The 26,925-nt window shown below is 33.5% G+C and carries 24 protein-coding genes and 2 pseudogenes; 24 read left to right on the top strand and 2 right to left on the bottom strand.

Annotated elements, in window-relative coordinates; all coding sequences use genetic code 11:
• Position 1: 1 nt before the first annotated feature.
• From ACIFUW_RS09025 to ACIFUW_RS08920, 22 genes and pseudogenes are all read left to right on the top strand, one after another.
• Positions 2 to 2,077: a glycoside hydrolase family 31 protein gene (locus tag ACIFUW_RS09025; protein WP_060814984.1), complete on the top strand. Its 2,076-nt coding sequence runs from the start codon at positions 2 to 4 to the stop codon at positions 2,075 to 2,077.
• The gene (locus ACIFUW_RS09020) at positions 2,077 to 2,862 is read left to right on the top strand and encodes a PTS mannose/fructose/sorbose/N-acetylgalactosamine transporter subunit IIC (protein WP_060814983.1); all 786 of its coding nucleotides are present in this window, start codon (positions 2,077 to 2,079) and stop codon (positions 2,860 to 2,862) included. Before ACIFUW_RS09025 ends, ACIFUW_RS09020 begins: the two co-directional genes overlap by 1 nt.
• Positions 2,855 to 3,667 (top strand): PTS system mannose/fructose/sorbose family transporter subunit IID, encoded by an 813-nt coding sequence (locus ACIFUW_RS09015; protein ID WP_060815002.1) that lies wholly within the window; start codon positions 2,855 to 2,857, stop codon positions 3,665 to 3,667. Before ACIFUW_RS09020 ends, ACIFUW_RS09015 begins: the two co-directional genes overlap by 8 nt.
• Positions 3,668 to 3,686: 19 nt before the next feature.
• Complete coding sequence (locus tag ACIFUW_RS09010) at positions 3,687 to 4,169, top strand: PTS system mannose/fructose/N-acetylgalactosamine-transporter subunit IIB (RefSeq protein WP_082709565.1); 483 nt, start codon at positions 3,687 to 3,689, stop codon at positions 4,167 to 4,169.
• Between the two features lie 14 nt (positions 4,170 to 4,183).
• Positions 4,184 to 4,588, top strand: a complete 405-nt coding sequence (locus tag ACIFUW_RS09005; RefSeq protein ID WP_154731868.1) for a PTS sugar transporter subunit IIA — start codon at positions 4,184 to 4,186, stop codon at positions 4,586 to 4,588.
• 585 nt (positions 4,589 to 5,173) lie between these two features.
• Positions 5,174 to 6,364 carry an IS256-like element ISLgar5 family transposase gene (locus tag ACIFUW_RS09000; protein WP_002299749.1) on the top strand — a complete coding sequence of 397 codons (1,191 nt, stop codon included), beginning with the start codon at positions 5,174 to 5,176 and terminating at the stop codon, positions 6,362 to 6,364.
• A gap of 428 nt (positions 6,365 to 6,792) precedes the next feature.
• Positions 6,793 to 8,577 (top strand): LPXTG cell wall anchor domain-containing protein, encoded by a 1,785-nt coding sequence (locus tag ACIFUW_RS08995; protein ID WP_233143245.1) that lies wholly within the window; start codon positions 6,793 to 6,795, stop codon positions 8,575 to 8,577.
• 403 nt (positions 8,578 to 8,980) lie between these two features.
• Positions 8,981 to 9,175 (top strand): hypothetical protein, encoded by a 195-nt coding sequence (locus tag ACIFUW_RS08990; RefSeq protein WP_002285758.1) that lies wholly within the window; start codon positions 8,981 to 8,983, stop codon positions 9,173 to 9,175.
• Positions 9,165 to 9,518: an IS66 family insertion sequence element accessory protein TnpB gene (gene tnpB, locus ACIFUW_RS08985; RefSeq protein WP_002287659.1), complete on the top strand. Its 354-nt coding sequence runs from the start codon at positions 9,165 to 9,167 to the stop codon at positions 9,516 to 9,518. Before ACIFUW_RS08990 ends, tnpB begins: the two co-directional genes overlap by 11 nt.
• A 101-nt stretch (positions 9,519 to 9,619) precedes the next feature.
• Positions 9,620 to 11,167, top strand: a complete 1,548-nt coding sequence (gene tnpC, locus ACIFUW_RS08980; protein WP_002296127.1) for an IS66 family transposase — start codon at positions 9,620 to 9,622, stop codon at positions 11,165 to 11,167.
• Between the two features lie 210 nt (positions 11,168 to 11,377).
• On the top strand, positions 11,378 to 12,097 hold the full coding sequence (locus ACIFUW_RS08975; protein ID WP_002406972.1) for a metal ABC transporter ATP-binding protein: 720 nt from the start codon (positions 11,378 to 11,380) through the stop codon (positions 12,095 to 12,097).
• Between the two features lies 1 nt (position 12,098).
• The gene (locus tag ACIFUW_RS08970) at positions 12,099 to 12,941 is read left to right on the top strand and encodes a metal ABC transporter permease (RefSeq protein WP_010710542.1); all 843 of its coding nucleotides are present in this window, start codon (positions 12,099 to 12,101) and stop codon (positions 12,939 to 12,941) included.
• Positions 12,938 to 13,882 carry a metal ABC transporter substrate-binding protein gene (locus ACIFUW_RS08965; RefSeq protein WP_060814981.1) on the top strand — a complete coding sequence of 315 codons (945 nt, stop codon included), beginning with the start codon at positions 12,938 to 12,940 and terminating at the stop codon, positions 13,880 to 13,882. The genes ACIFUW_RS08970 and ACIFUW_RS08965 overlap by 4 nt, the downstream gene beginning before the upstream one ends.
• A gap of 17 nt (positions 13,883 to 13,899) precedes the next feature.
• Positions 13,900 to 14,131: pseudogene (locus tag ACIFUW_RS08960) on the top strand (metal-dependent transcriptional regulator).
• Positions 14,132 to 15,008: 877 nt separating this feature from the next.
• Positions 15,009 to 15,278 (top strand): 30S ribosomal protein S14, encoded by a 270-nt coding sequence (rpsN, locus tag ACIFUW_RS08955; protein ID WP_127341857.1) that lies wholly within the window; start codon positions 15,009 to 15,011, stop codon positions 15,276 to 15,278.
• 14 nt (positions 15,279 to 15,292) lie between these two features.
• A complete protein-coding gene (gene rpmF / locus ACIFUW_RS08950) occupies positions 15,293 to 15,472 on the top strand; it encodes a 50S ribosomal protein L32 (RefSeq protein ID WP_002297318.1) in 180 nt (59 codons plus the stop codon).
• Positions 15,473 to 15,503: 31 nt separating this feature from the next.
• Positions 15,504 to 15,881, top strand: coding sequence for a hypothetical protein (locus tag ACIFUW_RS08945; RefSeq protein WP_002297319.1), 378 nt, complete (start codon positions 15,504 to 15,506; stop codon positions 15,879 to 15,881).
• A gap of 20 nt (positions 15,882 to 15,901) precedes the next feature.
• Positions 15,902 to 16,051, top strand: coding sequence for a 50S ribosomal protein L33 (gene rpmG / locus ACIFUW_RS08940; RefSeq protein ID WP_002297320.1), 150 nt, complete (start codon positions 15,902 to 15,904; stop codon positions 16,049 to 16,051).
• A 23-nt stretch (positions 16,052 to 16,074) separates the two neighbouring features.
• Positions 16,075 to 17,058: a CobW family GTP-binding protein gene (locus ACIFUW_RS08935; protein ID WP_002304819.1), complete on the top strand. Its 984-nt coding sequence runs from the start codon at positions 16,075 to 16,077 to the stop codon at positions 17,056 to 17,058.
• 29 nt (positions 17,059 to 17,087) lie between these two features.
• Positions 17,088 to 17,210 (top strand): putative metal homeostasis protein, encoded by a 123-nt coding sequence (locus tag ACIFUW_RS08930; RefSeq protein ID WP_002322279.1) that lies wholly within the window; start codon positions 17,088 to 17,090, stop codon positions 17,208 to 17,210.
• A 17-nt stretch (positions 17,211 to 17,227) separates the two neighbouring features.
• Positions 17,228 to 18,751: a zinc ABC transporter substrate-binding protein AdcA gene (locus ACIFUW_RS08925; protein WP_060814978.1), complete on the top strand. Its 1,524-nt coding sequence runs from the start codon at positions 17,228 to 17,230 to the stop codon at positions 18,749 to 18,751.
• Between the two features lie 23 nt (positions 18,752 to 18,774).
• A complete protein-coding gene (locus ACIFUW_RS08920) occupies positions 18,775 to 19,014 on the top strand; it encodes a helix-turn-helix domain-containing protein (RefSeq protein ID WP_060814977.1) in 240 nt (79 codons plus the stop codon).
• A gap of 204 nt (positions 19,015 to 19,218) precedes the next feature.
• Here the strand turns inward: ACIFUW_RS08920 and ACIFUW_RS08915 are convergent, their stop codons facing one another.
• Positions 19,219 to 20,127, bottom strand: coding sequence for an IS982-like element ISEfm1 family transposase (locus tag ACIFUW_RS08915; protein ID WP_002295743.1), 909 nt, complete (start codon positions 20,125 to 20,127; stop codon positions 19,219 to 19,221).
• Positions 20,128 to 20,260: 133 nt separating this feature from the next.
• Positions 20,261 to 21,556, bottom strand: a complete 1,296-nt coding sequence (locus ACIFUW_RS08910) for an ISL3-like element ISEfa11 family transposase (RefSeq protein ID WP_002297218.1) — start codon at positions 21,554 to 21,556, stop codon at positions 20,261 to 20,263.
• Between the two features lie 926 nt (positions 21,557 to 22,482).
• Between ACIFUW_RS08910 and ACIFUW_RS08905 the strand changes: the two genes are divergently transcribed.
• Together ACIFUW_RS08905 and ACIFUW_RS08900 are read left to right on the top strand one after the other, a co-directional pair.
• The gene (locus ACIFUW_RS08905) at positions 22,483 to 24,033 is read left to right on the top strand and encodes a polysaccharide deacetylase family protein (RefSeq protein ID WP_169040334.1); all 1,551 of its coding nucleotides are present in this window, start codon (positions 22,483 to 22,485) and stop codon (positions 24,031 to 24,033) included.
• Positions 24,034 to 24,317: 284 nt separating this feature from the next.
• Positions 24,318 to 24,537, top strand: a pseudogene (locus ACIFUW_RS08900) (transposase); the annotation flags it as partial.
• Positions 24,538 to 26,925: the final 2,388 nt, after the last annotated feature.

Genomic DNA, 26,925 nt, shown 5'->3' with positions numbered 1-26,925 from the left:
GATGAAAGAAGTGATAAACATTGAATCAAATTATTTTTCAAGAAAATTTGATGATGAATTACTGATTATTGAAGCATGGGGGGAAAATGCTATTAGAATACGTTCATTTGTAGACATGAACTATGAAGATCGACAAAACTCCTTAATTGATAAGCCTAATTCCCTAAATAAAGTGATAATAAATCAATATGAAAATAAAACAGAATTAATTAACGGGAAAATAAGAGCGGTACTAGATCATCGTGATCGTTTAACTTTTTATAATGAAAAAAACGATGTCTTACTAAAAGAATATATTAGATTAAGAGCTGTTAAACATGATGATGGTGGTGAAGATGCTGGTTCAGTTGAAGTTACAAAGGATTTTAATTCTACATTGAAATTAAAGTCAAGAGAATATCGTTCCAATATGGATGGTAAATTTCAAGTAACTACTAGATTTGAATCAGATCCAAAAGAAAAAATATTCGGAATGGGTCAATATCAACATTCTTATCTTGATTTGAAGAACACTGTTTTAGAATTAGCGCAAAGAAACTCACAGGTGTCAATTCCATTCTATATATCTAGTCTTGGATACGGTTTTTTATGGAATAATCCTGGTATTGGAGAAGTTTCTTTTGCTAAAAATATAACTCGATGGAAAATGTATTCTTCTGATTATATCGATTATGTAATAATTTCAGGAAATGAACCAAAGGAAATACTTAGAAACTATAGTAATCTAACTGGAAAAGTCCCTAAAATGCCAGATAGTTTATTAGGATTATGGCAGAGCAAATTACGATATAGATCACCAGAGGAAGTGATGGATGTAGTAGAAAAGTATCATAAACGTGGAATAAAGCTTTCAACTATCGCTATTGATTATTTTCACTGGCCAAAGCAAGGAGAATATTGTTTTGATGAGGAATACTGGCCTAATCCAGAAAAATTTTTAAAGACTTTGAAAACTGATTACGGAGTGGAACCAATAATCTCAATTTGGCCTACAGTACAAACTGATGCAGAAAATTATGAAAAATATTTAGAAAATGGTTATCTAGTAAAAGTTAATCGTGGAGTTCGATTAACCATGCAAATTCAAGGAAACACTATTTTTATTGATATGACAAATAGTGAAGCTCGGAAATATGTTTGGAGTCTAATTAAAAAGAATTATGTTGATAAAGGGATTAATTATTTCTGGTTAGATGTAGCTGAGCCAGGATATTCCGTTTATGACTTTGATAATTATCGTTATAAAAAGGGGACTGATTTATATAGTGGTAATTTATATCCAATCGATTATCTTTCAATGATTTATGAAGAATTAAGTAATGAACAGCCTGTAATTACTCTTGTTAGAGGAGGATGGGCTGGAGCACAAAGATTCGGTGCATTATTGTGGTCTGGAGATATTGATTCTAGTTTTGAAGCATTTAGAAATCAAGTTAATACTGGACTAAATGTAGGTTTAGCAGGGATTCCCTGGTGGACAACTGACATAGGTGGGTTTCATGGCGGAAATCCAGAAGATCCGGAGTTTAGAGAATTGCTAATTCGTTGGTTTCAATATGCTACTTTTTCACCAATTTTAAGAATGCACGGTGACCGATTACCCCATAGTAAACCCTTATCGGATCATGGTGGAGGTTCGATGGTTACTGGTGCACCAAATGAAATATGGTCATACGGTATAGAAGTTGAGCAGATATTAACTAAGTATATAAAAATACGTGAAGCGTTGAAACCGTATATCAGTACTTTGATGGATAAAGCTCATAGATTCGGAGATCCGATCATGAGGACGCTATTTTATGAATATCCTTCAGATAATAATACTTGGGCTGTAGAAGATACTTACTTATTTGGAGATACGTTCCTAATTGCACCGATTGTAAATTATAAGGAAACAGTAAGAGAAGTTTACTTACCAATAAATGAAAACTGGACCAATATATGGACAGGTGAAGAATATGATGGCGGACAAACGTTGGATGTTGAAGCAGATATTAGTATGATACCTGTTTTTATAAAGACAAATCAAAAAGATAAATTTTCAAAACTATTAAGTATAATTAAGGAGGAGATCTAATGGAGATAAGTGTTATTCAACTTGGTTTAATTGTGTTATATGGTTTTTTTATTAATTTTGAGAAGAATTCAACAATGTTCGGAACCTACCAACCTGTAACAGCGGGATTTGTAACTGGTTTAATACTTGGAGATATAAAAACTGGGCTTTTTATTGGGGGAACCTTACAATTATTGTCTTTAGGAATTAGTAATTTTGGAGGAGCTTCTATACCAGACTATCAAACTGCAAGTATTGTCGCAACTTTTATCACCATAACAACTGGTCAGGAATCTTCGGTAGGGATTTCTATTGGTATACCAGTAGCACTATTAATGGTTCAATTAGATATTATTAGAAATACAATTGGTATTTGGATGGTTCATAAAGCAGAAGCAGGTGTAAAGCGAGGAGATTATAGTATGATCTCCAAGATGCAAATGTTTGGAGTATTCTTAACGGCGGCAACAACGGGCATACCGGTTGCGTTGGCAGTAATTTTTGGACCATCTTTAATTAATACTATTCTTGCTCATACTCCTGAATGGTTAACAAATGGGTTAACAGTTGCTGGGGGATTATTACCAGCTGTTGGTATTGGTTTATTGCTTCGATACTTACCTGCAAAAGAATATTTCAGTTATCTTGTTATCGGTTTTGTAATGTCTGTTTACTTAAAAATGCCATTATTAGGAGTAGCATTAATAGGCGCTGCTATAGCTTTAATTATTTATAAAAAAAATAGTCAGAATGTAATTAATAATACCGTTGTTAATACAATAGGAGGTATGGATGAGGATGAATAGCTTGGAGACGACAAAACTTGGTGTTAATTCCAAAATTAAAAAGAGTGTATTATGGAGATGGTTTTTTACAAGCTCAGTTTCTTCAAATTATGAAAAGATGCAAGCTCTAGCATATTGTTACGCTGTATTACCATTCTTAAAAGTTACTTATAAAAACAAACCAGAAGCGTTACAAAAAGCAGTACTAAATCATTTACAATTTTTCAATACAAATCCTTGGGTTGCACCGTATATTTTAGGTATTAATATAGCTATGGAAGAAAATTCAGATGAAAATACTGAAGAAGCAGTGACATCGATTAAGACAGGACTTATGGGGCCAGTAGCTGGATTAGGTGATAGTCTATTTGTAGTTATTCCATGGACTATATTTGGGGCTATTGCAGCAAATATGGCAATTGATGGTAGTCCAGTAGGAATTATTTTATGGATTGCTGTAAGTGTAGCTTTAAAGATGATAAGTATACCATTATTTCGCATAGGCTATACTTCAGGTACGAAATTAATTACTACTATTGAAAAAAGTTTAAAACTTTTAACTGAATCGACTTCAATTTTAGGATTAATGGTTGTTGGAGCATTAATACCATCTGTTGTTAAAACAAATGTCGTCTTAGATTTTAAACAAGGTGATTTTTCTATGAGAGGGCAAGAAATACTAGATCAAATAATGCCAGGATTATTACCTGCACTTTTAGTTGGTTTAGTTTACTGGTCTTTGAAAAAAAATGTAAAACCTATTTATTTAATTCTTGGTGTGATGGTTCTGTCTATTGTTTTAGCTACTCTAGGCATTTTAAAATAAATGATAGGAGGAAATTTTTGTGGAAATGAAGGGTATAAAAAATATTAGAATTGACGATCGATTAATTCATGGTCAAGTAGCTACAATGTGGAGTAATAAATTAGGTGTGACTCGTTTGATGGTTGTAAATGATACTGTTGCAAATAATGATATACAAAAACAGGTGCTAAGGATGGCAGTCCCTGCAGGAATCAGTTCTTCAATTATAACTGAGGAGAAAGCGATTACCAATATTAAAAATGGAAAATATGAAGGGCAAAATGTGCTTTTAATAGTCAAATCCCCAGTAGACTTATTATCGTTTATCGAAAATGATTTACAGATAGATAGGATTAACGTTGGCAACATGTCTAATCGAAAAGGAACAACGGTTTTACGTCCTAATATTAGCGTTACTAATGAAGAAAGAAATGCCTTCGAGAAGCTATTAAATCTTGGTGTTGAAATTACTACAATTATGACACCAGACGATAAAAAAACTTACTTAAAAGATATTTTATAAGGGGAATAAGTGCGATGACTAATGAAATAATTTTAATGAGTCATGGTTTAATGGCTGAGGAAATATTAAATTCAGCTAAAATGATACTTGGAAACCAGATTAATTATCCGGTAGTTTCTATGACACAAAATGACGGTATTGAAGGAACAATAAATAAATTGAATAAAATACTGGAAGAAACAAGTGACATACGAAATATTATTATATTAGTAGACCTAATGGGAGGAACACCTGCAAATGTAGCTATGATGAAAGCAAGTATGGATAAAAGAATTCAAGTAGTAACTGGAATGAATCTAGGGATGGTATTAGAATCATACTTTAAAATTAATGAAGAAAAACTTGCTGAGCATTTAATAGAAATAGGTAAAAGTAGTATTAAAATACCTGAGATACAGATGGATGGTGGAGAAGAGTAATTATAATGAAGGAAGAATAGTTCTGTTAATCTCAATTGAAAAAGTTTAAATCAAAACAAAAGGAAATCTATTTTCGATATTAATATGATTCGTTTTCTACATAATATCAAAATTAGATACGAAGCCATAGTAAGAAATATGTTTTTTTCATTATAATCTTAAATAATTAATACTAGCGAAATAGAGGAATGTTAAAAGGGCTCTTTTTGGAATAGCACGGTATAGCTAGTGCTTGAACTGCTATAAAAACCAAATAGTTAAATAGTAAAGCAATAATGGTTCGAGTGTACTATTTGGAGGACAATCTAAGATTGAAGATGCTTTCAAGTATAAGTGGTATTTTCAATGAGACGGTTAGGAAATTAGTGCCAGAGTAGGTACTAATTCTAGATGTAACAATCTTAACAGCGGTGGGATATGATCTATATGCAAATATTATATAGTTGTGTTAAAGTTTTTTTGATATATATATGAATGTTGTCCAATCAAATGAGAGTGTAAAATATTTTGTGTAAATAGAAAAAAGGAAGTCCCTTCTGTAGAATAGAGTTACCACAACACATTCACAGAAGAGAGGACTTCCCTATGAACGATTTTACTACAGAAATTCTAAAGACTCTAGCGAACAAAGGCGATTTGAATGAATTATTCCGTGTCCATTTGGAGAAAGCAGTCAATACGCTTCTCAAAACGGAGTTAACGGCTTTCCTAGATTACGAAAAGTATGATCGCATTGGTTTTAACACGGGTAATTCTCGTAACGGCTCCTATGACCGTACGGTCAAGACCGAGTATGGGGAACTTCATCTCCAGATTCCGCGCGACCGCAATGGTGAGTTCAAGCAACAGACTGTTCCTGCTTATAGACGGACGAATGACACGTTAGAGGAGACCGTCATTCACCTCTTCCGAAAAGGTATTACCATGTCGGAAATCGCAGACTTGATTGAGAAAATGTATGGGCATTACTACACGCCCCAAACCATGTCCAATATAACAAAATCATTTACAGAAGAGGTAACGGCGTTTAAAGGGCGGGAGCTTCATGACCGTTATGCTGCTATTTATATGGACGCAACGTATATTCCGTTAAAGCGGAAAACCGTCGCCAAGGAAGCTATTCATATCGCAGTTGGCATTCGCCCGGACGGATCAAAGGAAGTATTGAGCTATGCGATTGCACCGACTGAATCCATCACGATTTGGGAGGAAATTTTATTGGACCTTCAAGAGCGCGGTTTGAAAAATGTCCTCCTGTTCATCACGGATGGCTTAAAGGGGATGGTAGGAGCGATTAGTCGGTTCTATCCCAAAGCTCGTTTTCAACATTGTTGTGTACACGTTTCCCGTAATATCAGTCACAAAGTGCGTGTCGATGATCGTAAGGAAGTCTGTGATGATTTTAAAATGGTGTATCAAGCCTCATCTAAAGAGGTGGCGTTGGAAGCACGTGGTGCTTTTGCGGAAAAATGGAAAACCAGCTATCCAAAAGTGGTTGAATCGATTCTTTCGAACGATCACTTGCTCACTTTCTATGATTTCCCCTTGGCCATACGCAAGAGTATTTATTCTACGAACTTGATTGAATCCTTTAATAAGCAAATCAAGAAATACAGCCACCGCAAGGAACAGTTCCAAAACGAAGAGTCGATGGAACGTTTCTTAGTCTCGTCTTTTGATACTTACAACCAAAAATTCCTAGGTCGCAGTCATAAAGGCTTTCAACAGGCCGAAGGCGAACTTGAACAAATGCTAAGCCAACTGATTGAGAATTAGAAACAATCTGCAGTAGGGAAGAATCATTTACACAAAATTATTGACGCTCCCAATCAAATTCTAGAAATGCTTTAGACTATAAAATTTATTATACGGGGAAAATGCAACTTTTTAGCTAATAAAGCTGAAGTTGCATTTTTAGCTATCTGAAAAAAATCGAGTTGAATTTTATATTAATCTATTTTTGGCACTTCAATAAAAAATGAACCTTCATTTTTATTGACATTTTTTAAGTAAATTTGTAAAATCGTTTTTATAAAACGTAATAGTTACGTTTTATAAAAACTAATTAGAGAGGAGATAGGGACATGTCTCTATTCAATAAAACAATGGTTTCCTTTTGTAGTATTAAGAATTTTAATAGCTAGAATATTAACATAAAAACTATTTTTTGAGCTTAATAAATAGAATTTAAGGAGAATGATATTATGAAATCAAAGATAATTCTTGGCGGTTTGCTACTATCTACAACAGCTTTCGTTTCACTACAATCCCCACAAATTACCAGTGCAGAAAGTTTAACAAATTCAGCAGAAATTATAGTACCGCTTAATTTAAAGGTGAAAGCACATTACACAAATGGATTACCACTTGAAGCGGGAAAAGAAGTACGGTTAAGAAATTTAACAGATGGATCAACGGAAGTACTTAAGAAACAGGTAGACGCTAACGGAGAGGTAATATTTACCGAACAAGATGGCATCAAAAAAGAAGTAAATTATGGCATCGAAACAGACGGAGTAAGAAATGGCTATACAGTAAGATACGATCTTGGTGGAGAAAAAGAGAAGGACATAACAGTGAATTTGCCAGGATCCGAGTTACCACTTAGTTTAAAGGTAAAAGCACATTACACAAATGGATTACCACTTGAAGCGGGAAAAGAAGTACGGTTAAGAAATTTAACAGATGGATCAACGGAAGTACTTAAGAAACAGGTAGACGCTAATGGAGAGGTAACATTTACCGAACAAGATGGCATTAAAAAAGAAGTAAATTATGGCATCGAAACAGACGGAGTAAGAAATGGCTATACAGTAAGATACGATCTTGGTGGAGAAAAAGAGAAGGACATAACAGTGAATTTGCGAGGATCCGAGTTATCACTTAGTTTAAAGGTAAAAGCACATTATACAAATGGATTACCACTTGAAGCGGGAAAAGAAGTACGGTTAAGAAACTTAACAGATGGATCAACGGAAGTACTTAAGAAACAGGTAGACGCTAACGGAGAGGTAACATTTACCGAACAAGATGGCATCAAAAAAGAAGTAAATTATGGCATCGAAACAGATGGAGTAAGAAATGGCTATACAGTAAGATACGATCTTGGTGGAGAAAAAGAGAAGGACATAACAGTGAATTTGCCAGGATCCGAGTTATCACTTAGTTTAAAGGTAAAAGCACATTATACAAATGGATTACCACTTGAAGCGGGAAAAGAAGTACGGTTAAGAAACTTAACAGATGGATCAACGGAAGTACTTAAGAAACAGGTAGACGCTAACGGAGAGGTAACATTTACCGAACAAGATGGCATCAAAAAAGAAGTAAATTATGGCATCGAAACAGACGGAGTAAGAAATGGCTATACAGTAAGATACGATCTTGGTGGAGAAAAAGAGAAGGACATAACAGTGAATTTGCCAGGATCCGAGTTACCACTTAGTTTAAAGGTAAAAGCACATTATACAAATGGATTACCACTTGAAGCGGGAAAAGAAGTACGGTTAAGAAACTTAACAGATGGATCAACGGAAGTACTTAAGAAACAGGTAGACGCTAACGGAGAGGTAACATTTACCGAACAAGATGGCATCAAAAAAGAAGTAAATTATGGCATCGAAACAGATGGAGTAAGAAATGGCTATACAGTAAGATATGATCTTGGTGGAGAAAAAGAGAAAGACATAGCAGTCAAATTACCCGGAGTAACGAAAAATACAAATTCTAAACAAAGTTCGGATAGTAAAGCTAGCTTTAATCATCCTTCTACTTTTTTTAACAACAACAAAAGATCATCTAATCTAAATTATAATAATAGCAATAAAAAAAGGGAACTAATGAATCAAGAAAAAAATAAAGAAGGCAATCGAAATAAAAATACTATGGAGTTACCGAAAACTGGAGAAAAATATAATGGTCTTCCTGTGTATGTAGGGTTATTCACGGCGATTGCAAGTATTATAGGGCTGAAAAAAAATAAATTTTAATGTGGGAATTATTATTATTTCTCTAATTCTATTTGAGCAATTTAAAATATGAAAATCAATAAAGAGAAAGTTTTAAGTTGTTAAGTAAATTAAATTTCGATTGGAAGCATAGTTGAATAAGCCTAACATGTTACGAAAGATAAATAACCTACTTTTCATTTCTAGAAGAGAATGTCTTGATGCTTATAAACAGATTTAGCTCCCTATCCACTTCAAGTCTAATTCTTTTGTATGCAAATAAAGTATTTTTAGGAGAGTGTTCTCATTAGAGAACACTCTTTTTTTGTTTTGAAAACTACTTACTATACGGGTAGTTTCAAAGTAAGCGCCCCATAGAACAGTACCTTACTAACAAATGCACCTCAAGATATACTTGAGCTATCAAGAAGTCTGGAGGTTTTCTATGTATAAATTAAATGAGATTGTTCCTGTCCAATTAGGAAACGAAAAGAGTGCACCAGAAAAAGGTAAACCCGCGGCTGCCAAGTTAGCGATGCGCATCAAAAGAGAGAATGGTTCTGAAGTTTTGATCTATAACGGTATTAACAATTATATTCTTCAAGCTATTTTGAAAGAACTGTTGTCCAATGCTTTATGATTTACTTCAAACCAAACATATTTATATTGTGTGCGGAAAAACAGATTTGCGAAAAGGAATTGATGGTCTTGCCAGTCTTATTCAACAAGAGTATCAACTCGAGCTTTACGAAGATGCCGTTTTTTTATTTTGCGGGAACCGTCAAGACCGTTTCAAACTTCTCTATTGGGACGGTGATGGTTTTCTTCTCTGTTATAAGCGGATAGAAAACGGCAAGTTAAAATGGCCTCGGACGAAAGACGAAGTTCGAACCTTAACGAACCAACAGGTTCGATGGTTGTTAGAAGGATTAAGTATCGATCAACCTCGAGCTATTTTGCCAGGAAAAAAAGGAGTTTTTTAAGCTGGGGGGTTAACACAAAAAATGTGTTGAACCCCTATTTCTTGTGCGTTTCTTGTGGTATTCTGTAACAAAATCAGTTCGATTCAAGGTGGTGAAAAATTTTGGAAACTACAGATACGTTGCTTCAGTTGCTTCAAGAAGCCCATAAAACCAATCAAGCACAACAACAAACCATTCAGAATCTTACAACTGAAATCCAACTATTGAATGAAAAGGTCAATTATTTAACCAACAAATTATTTGGACGCTCTAAAGAGACTCTCTTTGAGGAAACGAATGGGCAATTGAATCTTTTTAGTGATGAAGAAATTTCTGTAAGTGTTCCAGAAGCAGCTGCCACCATTATTCCAGTAAAAGGACATCAACGAGTTGTAGGAACGAAAGCAGACAAAATCAAACACTTACCTATAACAGAGAAAGAACATCTCCTTCCTTTGGAAGAACAATTTTGTGAACATTGCGGTTCACAGATGAAAGATATCGGACGGACAAAAGTACGAGAAGAAATTCGTTTCCATCAGGCTATGTTGGATTGTCTCACCCATTATCAACATACCTATTGTTGTAAAAGCTGCGAAAAAGAAGGACTTTCTTCTTTTAAAAAAGCGATCGTTCCTAAACCTTTGATTTCTAATAGCTTAGGTTCCAATAGTTTAGTGGCGGAAACGATCCGGATGAAATTTGGTCAGAAAGTTCCTGCCTATCGGCAAGAGAACTATTGGAAACAAACACATGGGTTGGATATTTCGAGAGATAATATCACCAATTGGCATATTAAAGCAGTGCAAAACGCGTTAGACCCTTTAGGAGAACGATTAAGAGTCTATCTTAATCAAGAAGAGATTCTACACGGGGATGAAACAAGTTATCGTGTGATTGAAAGTGCCAAAACAGATACCTATTACTGGCAGTTTTGTACAGGAAAAGACAGTCAGCATCCCATCGTTTATTATCACCACGACGAAAGTCGTGCTGGAGATGTTCCGAAAACTTTTCTCAAGGAGTTTACAGGGTATTTACACTGTGACGGCTATAGCGGGTATAATGCCGTGGAAAGTGTACGACTTGTCTATTGTTTCGCGCATGTTCGGCGGAAATTTTTCGAAGCAATTCCAAAAGGAAAGAAAAACACGGATATTCCCGCAGCTCAAGCAGTCAAACAATTGGATAAATGGTTTGTCCTAGAAAAGAAATGGAAAGACTTTTCTCCTGAGAAGCGATTAAGCTGTCGGCAACAAGAACTGCGTCCATTATTTATTGCTTTTTATGAGTGGATGGCAACGATAGATCCTGTTGCAAAATCCAAGTTGGATGCAGCCGTTCAATATGCGTGTAAACTACGAAGTGGTTTTGAACCTATTTTTGAAGATGGTCGTTTAGAACTCACAAATAATCGTGCGGAGCGAAATATCAAAGAGCTGGTGATAGGACGGAAAAATTGGTTGCATTCCACAAGTCTTGAAGGAGCACGAACTTCAGGAATCATTCTGAGTGTATATAAAACAGCAGAACTTAACGGATTGAATCCTGTAAAGTATCTAGAGTTTCTATTTGATAAGATACCAAATCTTCCCGTACTTTCAGCAGAAACTTTAGATCAACTGTTGCCTTGGAACAAGGATGTACAACAACATTTTTCTCGTAACTAAAAACGCCAAACATTCCCGATTCTATTCTATAGGTCGGGTTATTTGACGTACAGGTACTGTTCTATGGGGCGCTTACGTTTCAAATAGTTTTGTCATCCTAATCTTCAGCAACAGAAAAAAATCCAAATTTTAAAATTTAGGCTTGACTAAAATATATTTTCTGTATACCATATAATCGTGATAATCATTATCATTTAGAAGGAGAAAGTTATGTTAGAAGTGAAAAAGCTTAATGTTTGTTATAACGATTTTTTAGCATTGAACGAGATTTCTTTAAAAATACAAGAAGGTGCTCTAACAGGTATTATTGGTCCAAATGGTGCTGGAAAATCTACATTACTTAAAGCAATGTTAAATATTATCCCTCATCAGGGAGAGGTCTCCATTAATAATGAAGATATCAATAAAAAACTGGTAAAGATTGCATATGTAGAGCAAAAAGCTGATATTGATTTTACTTTTCCAATAAAAGTAAAAGAATGTGTATCTATGGGAACGTATGCCGGAATGAAAGTTTTTCAAAGAATTAAAAATGCAGAATGGCAAAGAGTTTCAAAGGCTTTGGAAAAGGTCGATATGGGAAAATATTCTAATCATCAAATAGGAGAATTATCTGGAGGACAATTTCAACGTGTACTTTTAGCAAGATGTCTTGCTCAAAATGCGGATTTCATATTTTTAGATGAACCATTTGTAGGGATAGACTTAATTAGTGAACGAATAATTATGGATACGTTAAAAGAATTGAAAAATCAGGGAAAAACAGTGCTAATTGTGCATCATGATTTAAGCAAGGTAAAGAAGTATTTTGATAATATTATTCTTTTGAATCGAAATGTAATTGCTCACGGAAGTGTAGAATCTGTATTTAATGAAGAGAATTTAAAAAAAGCCTATGGAGATACTATATTTATTGGAGAGAGGGAATAACATGCTTCAAAATTTTATTAATGGTCTGTATGACTTTCACTTTTTACAGAATGCTCTAATTACATCTGTAGTTATAGGGATTGTTTCTGGAACAGTAGGTTGTTTTATTATTTTAAGAGGAATGTCTCTTATGGGCGATGCTATTTCTCATGCTGTTTTGCCAGGAGTAGCAATTTCTTATATTTTAGGTATTAATTTTTTTATTGGTGCTATTGTATTTGGTCTATTAGCTTCTATCATTATTACTTTTATAAAAAGCAATAGTGTAATAAAAGGAGATACAGCAATTGGTATTACTTTCAGTTCTTTTTTAGCGCTAGGAGTTATCCTTATAGGAGTTGCAAATAGCTCAACGGATTTATTTCATATCTTATTTGGAAACATTTTAGCTGTACAAGATATTGATAAGTGGATTACGATTGGCGTTTCTGTTTTAGTGTTGGTTATAGTAGTTCTATTTTTTAAAGAATTATTAATTACTTCTTTTGATCCATTAATGGCAAAAGCAATGGGGATGAACGTCAATTTTTATCATTATCTACTGATGGTTCTATTAACTTTAGTAGCAGTAACAGCTATGCAAAGTGTGGGGACTATATTAATTGTTGCAATGTTAATCACGCCAGCAGCTACAGCATATTTATATGCAAATAGCTTGAAAACTATGATATTTATTTCTGCAGCAGTCGGGGCAAGCTCATCATTGCTTGGATTGTTTATTGGTTATAATTTTAACATAGCCGCAGGATCAAGTATTGTTTTAACAGCGGCATCCTTATTTGTAATTAGTTTTCTAATCTCACCAAAACAAAAATTTTTAAGAAAGAAGGAGAGATCGTTATGATGAGAAAATGGAAAGTAGTAGTGGGAAGTCTGGGGATTTTGATTGCTCTTTTTATATTAGGAGCGTGTTCAACAAATAGTAAAGATAAAGTGGCTTCGAACGAAAAATTAAAAGTAGTAGTTACTAATTCGATTTTAGCAGATATTACTGAAAATATAGCAAAGGATAAAATTGATTTACACAGTATTGTACCTATTGGGAAAGATCCCCATGAATATGAACCTTTGCCTGAAGATGTTCAAAAAACTTCAAAAGCAGACTTGATTTTTTATAATGGTGTTAACTTGGAAACTGGAGGAAATGCTTGGTTTACAAAATTAGTTAAAAATGCGAACAAAGAGGAAAACAAAGACTATTTTGCAGCAAGTGATGGCATAGATGTTATTTACTTAGAGGGTCAGAGTGAGAAAGGGAAGGAAGATCCTCATGCTTGGTTAAATTTAGAAAACGGTATTATTTACGCTAAAAACATTGAAAAACATTTAGCGGAAAAAGATCCTGATAATAAAAAAATCTATAAAGAAAATCTAGATAAGTATATTGAAAAATTGAATACACTAGACAAAGAAGCAAAATCTAAATTTGCTTCAATTCCGAATGATAAAAAAATGATTGTTACAAGTGAAGGATGCTTTAAGTATTTCTCGAAAGCGTATAATGTGCCTTCTGCTTACATTTGGGAAATCAACACTGAAGAAGAAGGAACGCCAGATCAAATTAAACACTTAGTTGAAAGACTACGCACAACAAAAGTTCCTTCCTTATTTGTAGAAAGCAGTGTGGACGATAGACCGATGAAAACAGTATCGAAAGATACCAATATTCCTATCTATTCAACGATTTTTACTGATTCAATTGCAGAGAAAGGACAAGATGGTGATAGTTACTACGCGATGATGAAATGGAACCTGGATAAAATTGCTGAAGGTCTTTCAAAATAAATTGGAGGAAAAAGAGTATGGTAAAAATTAAACCAACTACTATACTGATTTATTTATTAGCAATTCAGGAATTGACGAAAAGAAAAAAAGTTAAAAAATAAAGATTTAGCAAAAATTCTAAGCATTACTCCAGCATCTGTAAGTGAGATGTTGGCTAAACTTAGATATGAAGGTTATTTAAACATAGGGTGTCAATTGACAAATAGAGGGAAAGACTTTATTGACAATTACAAAAAGAGCTTTATATAAAAGACTTTTTATTTAGAAAGGATAAGAAAATGACTATTGGAGTAATTATGATAGGACTTATCCTAATAGCTGGATATAATTTTTTTAAATCTTTCTTGGATTATTTTAGAAAAGGCGAATGATTTAGATGAGTATATTACTTCTTATAGGATTACTTTTTTAATCAGCTATTCTGTTGCTGCTCATTAGTTTAGGTTTAAGCAATGAGTTTAATAATAGACATTAATGTTTAAAAATTTATAGAATTAAAAATATCATATAAGGCGAATTTTCTCATATAGACTAGGTACTACGTGCCACTTACTGAAAGATAATAGAAAATGAACTAAGTTATTTTCAAAAGGATGTACTTCATCAAATTAAGATAGCTTTGTTTGTCTGAACAATCTATCTAAAAAAGATAAGTTCTATCGAGATGATAGGATAGGCTTATAATTAGCCTATAAATTTTTGGAATACAGCTACAATTCTTTTTCAAATTAGTTACTTAATGTTTATTTCTTATAATATAAGAATTGGTCACAATCTTACAAAATCATTAATAAACGAGTTAAACATAAAAGATTGAATAAAACTATAGTTTCTTTCATAATGCCGTTTTAAGTAGAGAAAAGCTACTTAAAACGGTATTTATGTTTTAATGGACTAATAAAAATGAACCATTATTTTTTGCACTTAAACTACAAGTTCTTTTAATTAATCTGATTATCTCTATGTATCGATAAAATCATTTTCAAATGGATATCTATTCATATGATTTTTATTTCATGTTATTTATTGTTGACAAGAGAAATTTTTGTTGGTAAAGTGTCAATGTCAAAACGTAACGTTTACGATTTGTGACGTCTAAATCAAAACAGAAGGAGTATAAATGTATATGGCAAAAAAGTCTAAAATTGCTAAAGCAAAGAAACAAATGGCAATGATTGAAAAATATGCAGACAAACGTCAAGAATTAAAAGCCGTAGGAGATCACACCGACCTTGCTAAATTGCCAAGAGATTCAAATCCAAATCGTCTGAGGCTTCGTGATCAGACGGATGGCCGTCCAAGAGGGTATATGCGGAAGTTTGGTATGTCCCGTATTAAGTTTAGAGAGCTTGCCCATCAAGGTTTGATTCCTGGAGTAAAAAAAGCAAGTTGGTAAGAGGAGGAAATATCATGGCAGTACCAGCAAGAAAAACATCTAAGGCGAAGAAACGGTTAAGAAGAACTCATCAAACTGTAGTAAAACCAGAAATTTCATTTGACGAAGCGAATGGTGATTATAGACGTAGCCATCATGTATCTTTAAAAGGGTACTATAATGGAAAGAAAGTAATTAAAGGAGCTTCAAAATAGTTTAATATATAACTTTTAGGAGGGAACCAAAATGGAAATTATTTACCCACCTTTAGTTGAAGAAGGATTAAAGTATTATCTTGAAACGACCCAGCAATCGCTAGATAAATGCACTTTTTATCGTTCGATGGTAGAGAGAGGAATTATTACTGAAACGGGTTTACCGACCCAACAGGCAATTGAAAATGGATTAGTCAAAGATTACTATGAGGACCAAGGCTTATCATTTGATGATTTTTTAAGAATCTATCCAATTTTTGAAGAGTATGACGAGGAGTTATTTCAATGTATCGATGGTTATTGGGAGATACCTGTTGATATGAAAGAAAATTTAGTTTCACAATTGGAATCTGGCGAGTTAACTTTTGAAGATGCACAACAAATTCAAGCATATCTTGAAGATCGATAAGTATTGAAGGAGGAAGATTTATGCGTCAAAATATTATTTTGGAATGTGTCGAAACTGGAGAACGTCTGTATCTCACCAGCAAAAATAAACGGAATAACCCTGAACGGTTAGAATTAAAAAAGTATTCGCCAAAATTGCGCAGACGGGCAATTTTTAAAGAAGTGAAATAGCTAAGTGGTAAAAAGGTGACAAAATGGGCATACCAGTTACAATCGTTTCTGGGTTTTTAGGGGCTGGAAAAACAACGCTAATCAATCAAGCCTTGCAAGTCTCACCCTACCCCAGGGAAGAAATTATTATAATTGAAAATGAGTTTGGTGAAGTTGGGATTGATCACAAATTATTAGTTCATAGCGAGGAACGGGTGTTACAACTAAATAATGGATGTATGTGTTGCAGTCTTCGCAGTGATTTATTAGCAATATTGATTTCTTTACTGGAAACAATAGAAGAACATCAACAACCAATTTCACAAATCATCATTGAAACTACAGGTATAGCAGATCCCCAACCAATCATTCAAACACTTTTAACAGCGCCTCAACTAAGAGGAAGAGTATATATCGATAGTTTATTGACTGTTATTGATAGTGACAGTTTTGAACTTATTGAAAGAGAACCACAAGCCCTTAAGCAACTTGTCATGGCAGATCGCATTTTTGTGTCTAGAAAACAAAACTTGAATTTATCTGCACTAAAAAAATTACAGAGAGAAATCAAAAGTATTAACCCTTTATCCGATATTCGAATGTTCACACATAGTGAAACGATTCAAAAAAAGGATTTTTATAATTTGAAAAAATTTAATCATCCCTTAGTTTTTGAAAGTGATTCATCAGAAAATCACTATAATGGCAAATACTATCATCAACACCATCAAGTACATGAGTTTAAATCAATTCTCTTAACTTCAGATCAAGACATAAAAAAAGATTTTTTACTCCAATGGATTGACTGGCTGATTTTAACCAACCAAGGGAGCCTGTATCGTTTTAAAGGATTGATTGCTTTACAAGAGCAGGATTTTATAGTTGCCATGCAAGAGGTAAACGAACAGGTTAATTTTCAATACACCACTCGACAAAAAGACCAAACCACTATTATTCTAATCGGAAAAATGTTGGATGAAGAAAGGATCAAACAGAGTTTTGATAAATTACTGGCGGAAAGCAAATAATGATAAGTAGTGATTGGGGGTAATTTCTAATGGAGAAAACGGATATATCTAGTGCATATCGACGACTTAAAAGCCCGAATATTAAAACTAGAAAAAGGGCATTAAAAATTATCAAAGAACATAAACGAAATAAAATGAAGAAATTAGCATAATTAAGGAAGGAAAAAGAATGAAGAAAATCAGTGTAGGACTTGTTGGGATAGCAGCTCTAGGATTATTGGGAGCTTGCTCCAGCACTAATGATGCAAAAGTATCGAATGATAAAGATGGAAAATTAGAAATTGTAACAACATTCTATCCAATGTATGATTTCACCAAAAACATCGTCGGCGATGAAGCGAACGTGGATTTAATGGTTCCAGCGGGATCAGAACCTCATGACTATGAGCCCTCAGCTAAGGATATGGCAAAAGCTCATGATGCTGATGTTTTTGTATATCATAACGAAAACATGGAATCATGGGTACCAAAAGCTAAAGAAAGTTGGAAGAAAGCTGGGCCTAATGTAGTAGAAGGAACAAAAGACATGATTTTATTGCCAGGTAGTGAAGAAGAAGATCATGATCACGGAGAAGAAGATCACCATCATGAACTAGATCCTCATACGTGGGTTTCACCCAAAATGGCAATTAAGGAAGTTTCAAATATCAAGGATCAGTTAGTTAAATTGTATCCGAAAAAAGCAAAAGTATTTGAGACAAATGCTGAAAAGTATTTGACTAAACTGAAACGGTTGGATGCTGACTATACCACTAGTCTTAAAGAAGCGAAACAAAAAAGTTTTGTGACACAACATGCAGCCTTTGGATATTTAGCTTTGGATTATGGATTGATACAAGTTCCTATTGCTGGACTAAGTCCTGAAGAAGAGCCATCTTCTGGTCGATTAGCTGAATTAAAAGAGTATGTTAAAAAAAATAAGATCAATTATATTTATTTTGAAAAGAATGCTAATGATAAAATCGCAAAAACTTTGGCCAATGAAGCTGGGATAAAATTGGAAGTATTGAATCCTCTTGAAAGTCTTACAAAAGAACAAATGGATAATGGTGAAGATTATGTTTCAGTAATGGAAGACAATCTAAAAGCGTTAGAGAAAACAACTATGGTTGCTGGTGAAGAGGTAGTTCCAGAAAAAGAAGCGAAGGATGAAAAGACAGTTGCTAATGGGTACTTTAAAGATGCCGATGTGAAGGATCGCGAATTGAGTGATTATACAGGCGAATGGCAATCTGTTTATCCGTTGTTAAAAGATGGAATTTTGGATGAAGTTTTCGATTACAAAGCAAAACTCAATAAAGACATGACAGCTGCCGAGTACAAAGATTATTATACTACTGGCTATAAGACAGATATTGATACTATCAACATTAAAGACAACACCATTGATTTTGTAGTCAACGGTGAACATCATCAATACACATACAAATATGTTGGATACAAAATTTTGAATTATGAAAAAGGAAACCGTGGTGTTCGTTTTAATTTTGAAACTGATGATGCAGGTGCTGGTCGTTTTAAATATATTCAATTTAGTGATCATGGAATTGCACCAAGTAAGGCAGAGCATTTCCATATTTTCTTTGGTGGAGAAAGTCAAGAAAAACTTTATAATGAAATGCATAATTGGCCTACTTTCTATCCAGCTTCATTATCTGAGCATGAGATTGCTCAAGAAATGATGGCCCATTAAAATCCAATCTTTGGAGAAAATACATGGTAAGAAAAGTATTATTGTCTATGGATTCCAAGAATATTGATGCTTATCGGCGTTATCGATTTGCAAAGCAAATGAGATTAAATGGGAGTACATTAGCTGATATTGCTGCAACTTTACATGTTAGTGTTGATACAGTTCGTAGAGTGTTAAAACAAGACCGGGATTGTTGTTTTATCAAGGTCAATACTGGAAGAAGTAGACGTTTAGCAAAACGATATAATAGTTTGATTAATTAGTTGTAACAGTAGAGCAGATTAATTTTCTTTTATTAGGATTTGATCTGCTCTTTATTATGTATAGGAATTAACATATTCGAAAAAATATTACAAAATTGTAATGCTATTATTTATAATTAATTATTTTACAATGCTAAAATTGATGATAATATTTTATTGTATCTGTTAATAAAAGTTTTTGTACACCCGTGGTGCTAGTTAATTTTAATATCCTAAAGAATATCTCAAAGTTCCTTCAAAACGTCGTTGTGCTCGACTTAATAGAACACTGTAAGCCAGTAATATGCTTTCAAATCTACTCTCTAGCCCTTTAACAGAACGTGAGTTGAAATTTTGACAACCTAATTTTTCTAAGGAAGAAAAAACAGTCTCAACTGTTTTTCTTTGTTTTCCAAGTAAGCTGTGGTCTAGTTTTTCTGATTTATCCATGTTTTTACGTGGCGGAACGGATATAGTAATGCCCTTAAGGGCAAGCTTTTCATGGATTTTATGGCTAATATATCCTTTGTCCCCTAGGATATTGGGAAGATTCGCTTCTTCCGATAAAGTCTCTAACACTTTCACGTCATGGACACCTGGATTCGTGATTGAGTAAGTAATCGGAAAGCCAGTCTTAGTAACGATCATATGAATTTTAAGACCATAAAAATAAGATTTTTTTGTTGAGTTATAGCCAACTTTGGCTATTTGATTCAATAGTTTTGCTTGTCTATTTCTAACTGGTTTACATAATGGACTAGGAAAACTATCTATAATTCCGACTAGTTCACCTTTGGTGAGCTTCTTGATGAAAAAGTATCGAATAATCTTGATAGTGTAAGCTAAGTTTGAACTTAAGCGAGTGAATCGACTCCTACTAGGAAAGTCACCATTAGGAAATAAGACGGAACAAACCGCTCTATACGTGGCTCTTTGGCTAGTATAGCCATTAATTATGCCCCATATAACACAAGCAATAATCACTGTATCGCGTTGCTTCAGTTGATCAGTATTTCTTCGGTTTTTAATCTTATCTGGTACACAATTGTGGTATATGTTAGAAACAGTTCTCATAATTTCCTTGAATGTTATAAAAGTATCTGTATAATGTTCAGTATATTTTGATGAACGCATATGTAGTCCTCATTTCTTGGGAGTTTTGAGACTACTATATGCGTTTTTTTGGGCTCTTTGTCAATAAGGACTGATGAGTTGTGCAAAATCAAATCTGAGTCAGAATGAACCACATTCTGGCTCAGATTTTTTGTTATCTTACATTGATTAATTGATTGATCAAAAAGATTCTAATTCTCATGTTCTCAAATGATTTAAATCCGTAGGATACTCGTTTCATTGTCTTTATGTGGGTATTCTTCGCTTCTATTTTTCCATTGGAATAAGGATAGATCATTGCGTTGGTGATGCCTTCTTCATAGGTCAGAAGGTTTTGAAGCTTTTCCCGAAAGCTGTCATCTAACGTTTCGGGAAGTTCTGCCAATAAGGAGAAAAATAAGTCAGGGTCTTTGTCTCGAAAGGCTTCAACTAATTCATGAAAAAAGGGATACGCCTCCTTTAGGGGCGGAGAAAACTCAAGCAATCGATCAATCATCATTGCTTCAGTAAGAAATGGGTATTTTGGTGCTCGGAAACTTTTCCATGTTTTGTATTCATAATGGTTGATGTTTGCACGATTTTTTAGCAAAAAGCGCCAGTTCTTTTTCAGTTTTTCTGCCTGGCTTTTCTGTCCGGCTTTACGAAGTTCATTCATTTCACGGATACGCAACTCATTGAACGCTTGATTCATGTGTTTGACAATATGAAACCGATCAATCACGACTTTCGCATTTGGCAGAACACGTTTGGTGAGCTGGAAGTAGGCGGCGTTCATGTCTGTCACCAAGAATTCTACTTCTTCTGGATTGGTACAACCTAAGAAATAGCTTGTTAATCGAGGTAATTTACGCGTAGGCAAAACATCTATTAATTTTCCTGTTTCGCCATCCGCGCAAATAAAGCTCATCTTATCTTCTATGGAAGCATGCGAACGAAATTCGTCAACCATCAATACTCTGGGGAGGATCTTCTTAGATTGCTTTGGTAAATAGCTTTTAAACTCTTTCAATGTACGAATAACGGTGGTCAAAGATACCTGACAGCTTTTCGCAATAAAAGATAAAGATACTTTTTCAGTCAGTAAAGAAGCAATTTTATATCTAACATGATTTGCGATTGAATGTCTGGGTTGGACAAAATAACTTTGAGCCGTCCAATGGGTGCGACAGTTTTTACAGGTATAGCGTTGCTTTTTTAGGCGCATAACCAAAGGCATATGATTGTATTGTTCAAAACGGACAATCGTTTCCTTTTTTCCATTTTTCACTATAATTGCTTTCCCGTTTCCATCTACCACAGTAGAACCACAACTTCTACAAGCACGAGGAGTAGGCGAGAGAACAGCATCGACGACCAACGTCTTTTTCTTCTGAAGGGTCTCGTAAGAGACCTCTGTAATCATCAAATCTTTCTCTGTTATTCTCAGCATTTTTTTGATAGAATCATTCATATAGCGTATCGTCCTCTCAGTTGTTTATTTTGTGGTGATTTAATCATACTAGAGAACGATATGTTTTTTAATACCTAAAATGAAAATGGGGCTGAAGAATCAATTCTGATTCATCAGTCCCATAAATTATAGAGCCTTTTTTTGTTGATTTACCAACATGTTTAGACATTTTCCTCTAGGAAAAAATTAACTAGCACCACGGGTTTTTGTACTATTAATTGTGATTTTTAAATGATTGAAAAATAGAGAGGAGGAAGCAATACGTAGAAAAAATATTTTAAATTGGTGTAAGTACAAATATGTTATTTACAGTATTTTAGTTTCTCGTATTAAGTGTTACTACTATGGTGAATTCTTTAGAGAATTAATAAATAGTCTTCTTTGATAGATTGTTAAAGGGAACTTAACAAAGTAATAAGATGCATAATCAAATGCACAAAAAACAAAAAAAGAAGTTTCTTCGAATAGAAATTCTGAAATAACATCCTTTCGCCTAATAGTGAATAATTTAAATAAAGAGAAACTGGCTACACTATCAAAGCAAGTGATTCTGTTTAGCTAATTACTAATAATTAAAGTATTAAAATAGTATGTTTAATCAAATAGAACAAGATTGGATAATAGTTTATATTTTTAATCCTAGACCATTATTGGTATTTCAAAGACTACAACCATACTAATTAATCTATCGAATGGTACAATTTCAAAAACTAAAATCAAAACTAGTGATTCTAATGTTATCAAAACTGAGTTGAAAATTAAGTAGCCACAATATCTAAAGTGGTGAGGAATTAGCGATAATTACTACGCCGAAAGTAAAAGAATAATAGAAAAAACTTTCCTTAAAAATTATCTATGAATTCGTTTTCATTATAATTGCGCTGTTTTATTTTACTTTATGATGATAAATGGAGGGATAAAGTCATATGTCTGACAAAAATACCTATGCACGTCGTAGCCAACGTCACAAACAAGAACCTGATAGCTGTGAAAATACAAATCAATTGAATGAAGCTGTAAAGCCCCAAACCGGAAACGAAAACAAACAACCAAAAATACCGAAGAAAAAATCTAATTATAGCAAGTATATATTCGCATTGTTTACCGCACTTATTCTAGTAATTGTCGTTACTGGCGGCTATATTGTTTATACATTAAAACAGCAAGAAGCAGAAGCTCAAGCCAAATATGAAACTGCTGCAAAAAATCTCATGGCTTCAATCCAAGAAGAGCAAGACCAAAGTGGAATTTCAACGAAAATAGATACTATAAATGACGGAGAAAATAAGTGCCTTGTTTACCGTCCAGTTGATGAAAATACTGTTCCTTTCAAAAATGCAAACCAGCTCTTAGACGAGCTTGCTCAAAAGCAACAAAAAAAGCATCGTGAAAAAGAAGTGCTCACAGTTGCCAGAATAAAAGCAACAGCAATATCTTCTAAAGTTAATCAATATAGAATTGAAGCAGATAGTTTTATCTGGGATCGCAGTAAGGAAAATTTCAAAAAGCCAGATAGTATTTCTGAGAAAGATATCTATATTTTCAAAAAAACTGGCAAAGAAATCACAAATAAGGATTTGTTTCCAGATGAAGGAAGTCTCTTAGGTATTCAACAGGTGATTCAGCAATCCATACTTGATCAAGCCAAAGAACCTGAAAAAATCATTGATGCTGTATTAACAATGGATAGAATTTCTTATGATAGTAAAATGACTTATACACCTGATGAATTGACTATCGTCTTACCAAAAAATTCAACTGGAACTTCTAAAGTCACTCTAAAATACAAAGATATTGCGCCATTCATTGATACAGATCTGGTTTCGCAAGAAAGTATAAAAGATACATTACCTGCATTAGATGAAAATAAAAAGTACGTCGCTCTTACTTTTGATGATGGTCCAAATAATAGCTCAACACTTGATTTGTTGAATATACTAAAAACAGATAACGTGAAAGCTACTTTTTTCATGTTAGGACAGATGGTGGATCAAAATCCAGATGTTGCAAAACAAGTCCACGACGAGGGTCATGAGGTAGCATGTCACTCGTATTCTCATCCACAATTGAATACACTTTCGACAGATGAATTACAAAGTGAAATAAATAAAGCTAATAAAGCAATTTTCAAGGCTACAGGCGTCTTGCCTCGCAATATCCGTCCCCCTTATGGCGCTATTGACAAAAAAAGTGCTGAAACAATTGGCATGCCAATTATTCAATGGGATATTGACTCACAGGATTGGAAATCAAAAAATCCTAGAGCAATCAATAATGTTGTCAAACAGAATGTTTATAATGGTGCAATCATCTTAATCCACGATATCCATCCTGAATCAGTTAAAGCCATACCAAATATGATCTCCATGTTAAAAAATAAAGGGTACGAATTTGTGACGATCGATCAACTATTGTCAGGAAAACAAAAACCATTGCATCAATATTTTGGTATGAATGATGAGCGACTAGTAGACTAACTGTAATTAGATTGAGTGGTATTTGAAGAAATTATATTTGTAGTTTCCTTATTTGATGAAAAGTCATGTAAAACAAATTAATAAAGAGTATTAAGTATACTAACTGTTGTAAGTATACTTAATACTCTTTTAGTTATTAACTTTAGTTAGTCTCGTTAGCGTAGCGTACGAAACAAAAAAACACGCATTTCTGTGCGTGGACGAAATAGCTTTAGCGATAAAAAACTCCTTTCGATATACTAATAATGGCTACTAACCGCATATCAGATCGAAAGGAGTTTCTAATGTTTACCGACGATAAAAGTGTAGCACATACGAGATGTCATATTTTCTTTACCCAAAGTATCGACGAAAAGTGATTTATGGAAAGTTAAGAGTAGGTATTGGTCAGATATTAAGAAAATTGTGTGAGATGAAAAATATTGAAATCATTAAAGCTCATGTTATATTCATTTGTTAGTAAGAATAACGTCAAAAATTAGTATTTCCAGTTTTATGGGTTACTAAAAAGACGTCACTGATCAATTTAGAAAGGTAAATATATTCTGGTAATAAAGATAGACTGAACCCCGTAAAAACCTCATTGCAACGAATCAAGGAAAGACGCTTTTGCTTCTCCCTTGATTGGGCACATTCTTTGATTTTGATTTTTGATATTGATTATATCTTTTAATTCGCCATAGTTATTTATACAATAAAGAACTAAATTTTCTAAGAATAGACTTTCTAGATTCTTTATTTTCAGCTTTTACTAAAATGAAGTCATCCTATCCATTTTATTCAAAACAAATTTTTTAATAAGAAAGATCTGTTCTTTTTCTTTGAAGGAAAAGAAAAAGAAAACGTGAAAAGAAACTTATGCAATCTATACTGCTAATAACCTCTATAAGATCGTTGTATATTGATATTATTATCATGTTTATTTTAGGAAGAATACTATGAGTTAAGTTTTTAATAAGAAATGTCGAGTTTATGAACCTTTTTTCAAAGTTGAAAAAATTTCTTTATTTGATAATGGCGATCAACATCTTTTAGAATGGATGCAATGGTTAAACTGATTGTTGAGTATATAATCACTTGTTTGTTTTTATTTATCTTTTCCCCACTATATGGTTAATAGTCAGCCACTTTAGAAAGAGTTTTAGCTGTTTTTTACTTGAGGAACATCATTTTATTGGCAGTCTTATTTGACTTATTAAGTGAATTTATATTAAAAAAATTCGTTTTTACTCATAATAATCTCTACTAAGATTCCTCCTTTATTTGAGTATCATTCTCATTTGATTATAAATTAAATCCTTCCCTTTATTATTATCAACGAGAAAAAAGGTTAAATGAATACAAAAGAAATAGATCTTTTGTGACTAATAAAAAGTGAACGTTCATATTGAAAATATTATAAATTTAATTTAACATATAAATTGAGAAAGGGAATCTATTCTAACCTTTCTTATAAAATGAACGTTCGTTTTTAGGATTTCTTTTTGATAACTTTTTATGTTAGGAGGATAAAGTATGTTTTATCAAAGAAGCGAGAAGAAGTTTAAGTACGCAATTAAAAAGAAAAAAGGAGGAGGTGGAGCGGCTTCTTTCATTATCGGTGCAATGTTTTTAGGAATAGGATTAATTTCTTGTCCTACAGTTTCTTTTGCTAGTGAAACAACAGAGATAAATCAATCAACTGAAATCCAATCTACTTTGAATAATTCTATTCTAAAAGAAAGTAATTCAGAAGAAAAACAAAATATTGATGTGTCGGAAGATAGTGCTATAAATAAAGATCTAGAACTAGCTTCGAAAGCAACCATTTCTGAATCAGAAAATTCATTTGGTGAAACTACTAACAATCAAGAAAATACAAATTTATCTGAAGATAGTATTGAAGTTCAGCCAGAGAGTATTATTCAAAAGGAAGTCTTGACTGATAATGATGCTATTCAACAATTAGAAGTACATCCTCATGAAGATAGCGATGATGCTGCTTTAGTTGAGAATCAGATGACAAGAGTTACAGAAGAAAGTATAAAAAGCAATACTTCACAAGTAGATAAAGATACGACAGTTTTATCTAATACAACAAGGGACTTAGTTAATTTAGAAGATACTGCTATAGAAAATGTTACTCCACAAAAAACGATCAAAAAAGATAGTATTTCTTTATTAGAGGAAAATAATTCATCATCAGCATCAAGAACTTTACGTAGAAGTGTTAGGAGTCTTGATGTTCAAACTGGAGAAAACTTTTTAGAAGATTGGGCACTACCAGACAATTCTAACATTTCTGGAAGTTTGATTACTCAGACTGGAATTACTTATGTGGGTGTAAAAACTGATGATCCCACTCAATTACATTTGAAAATGGCTTACAGAGCTGCAGCAACGCCTGCTTCAATTGATTGGATTTATCTTCGTGTGGATCCAGAGCTTACGAAATATATTGAAGAAATTAACATAAAAAATACCGTAAACATCGGTGCACAAGTTGGGTACCAACGATATTTTGAAAAAGTAGATACTAATACATTGAGCAATGTAAATACTTTTGGAACTCCGACAGGTGTAAGTGATGCTTATGCACAAGTAGATCAAAAAACTGGCGGAATCTATCGTGTGTTATTAGATAAATTTTTCATACGTATTCCGGGCACGAATCCTAAGAGTCGAGGCGCGCTATCTGGAAACTGGGGGGTATTTCCATCTGTTCCTCTCGAGGCTGAAAGATATGAAGCGAATATCTATATAAAATTATCGAAAGATGTCGCAGAGTTACAGCAAGAGCTTGGAAGGGATAAGTTTGGTGTTCAACTTCGTTTACAAGGTCAATCAAGTTCTGGTGTTGCAACTATTGCTAAAGAAAGTTTAAATAAGAATACTATTGTTGATCTTTCACAA

Source organism: Enterococcus sp. PLH-Efm8 (genome assembly GCF_053011625.1).
The sequence above is the reverse complement of the archived record's forward strand: the minus strand, read 5'-3'. Positions and strand labels throughout refer to the sequence as shown.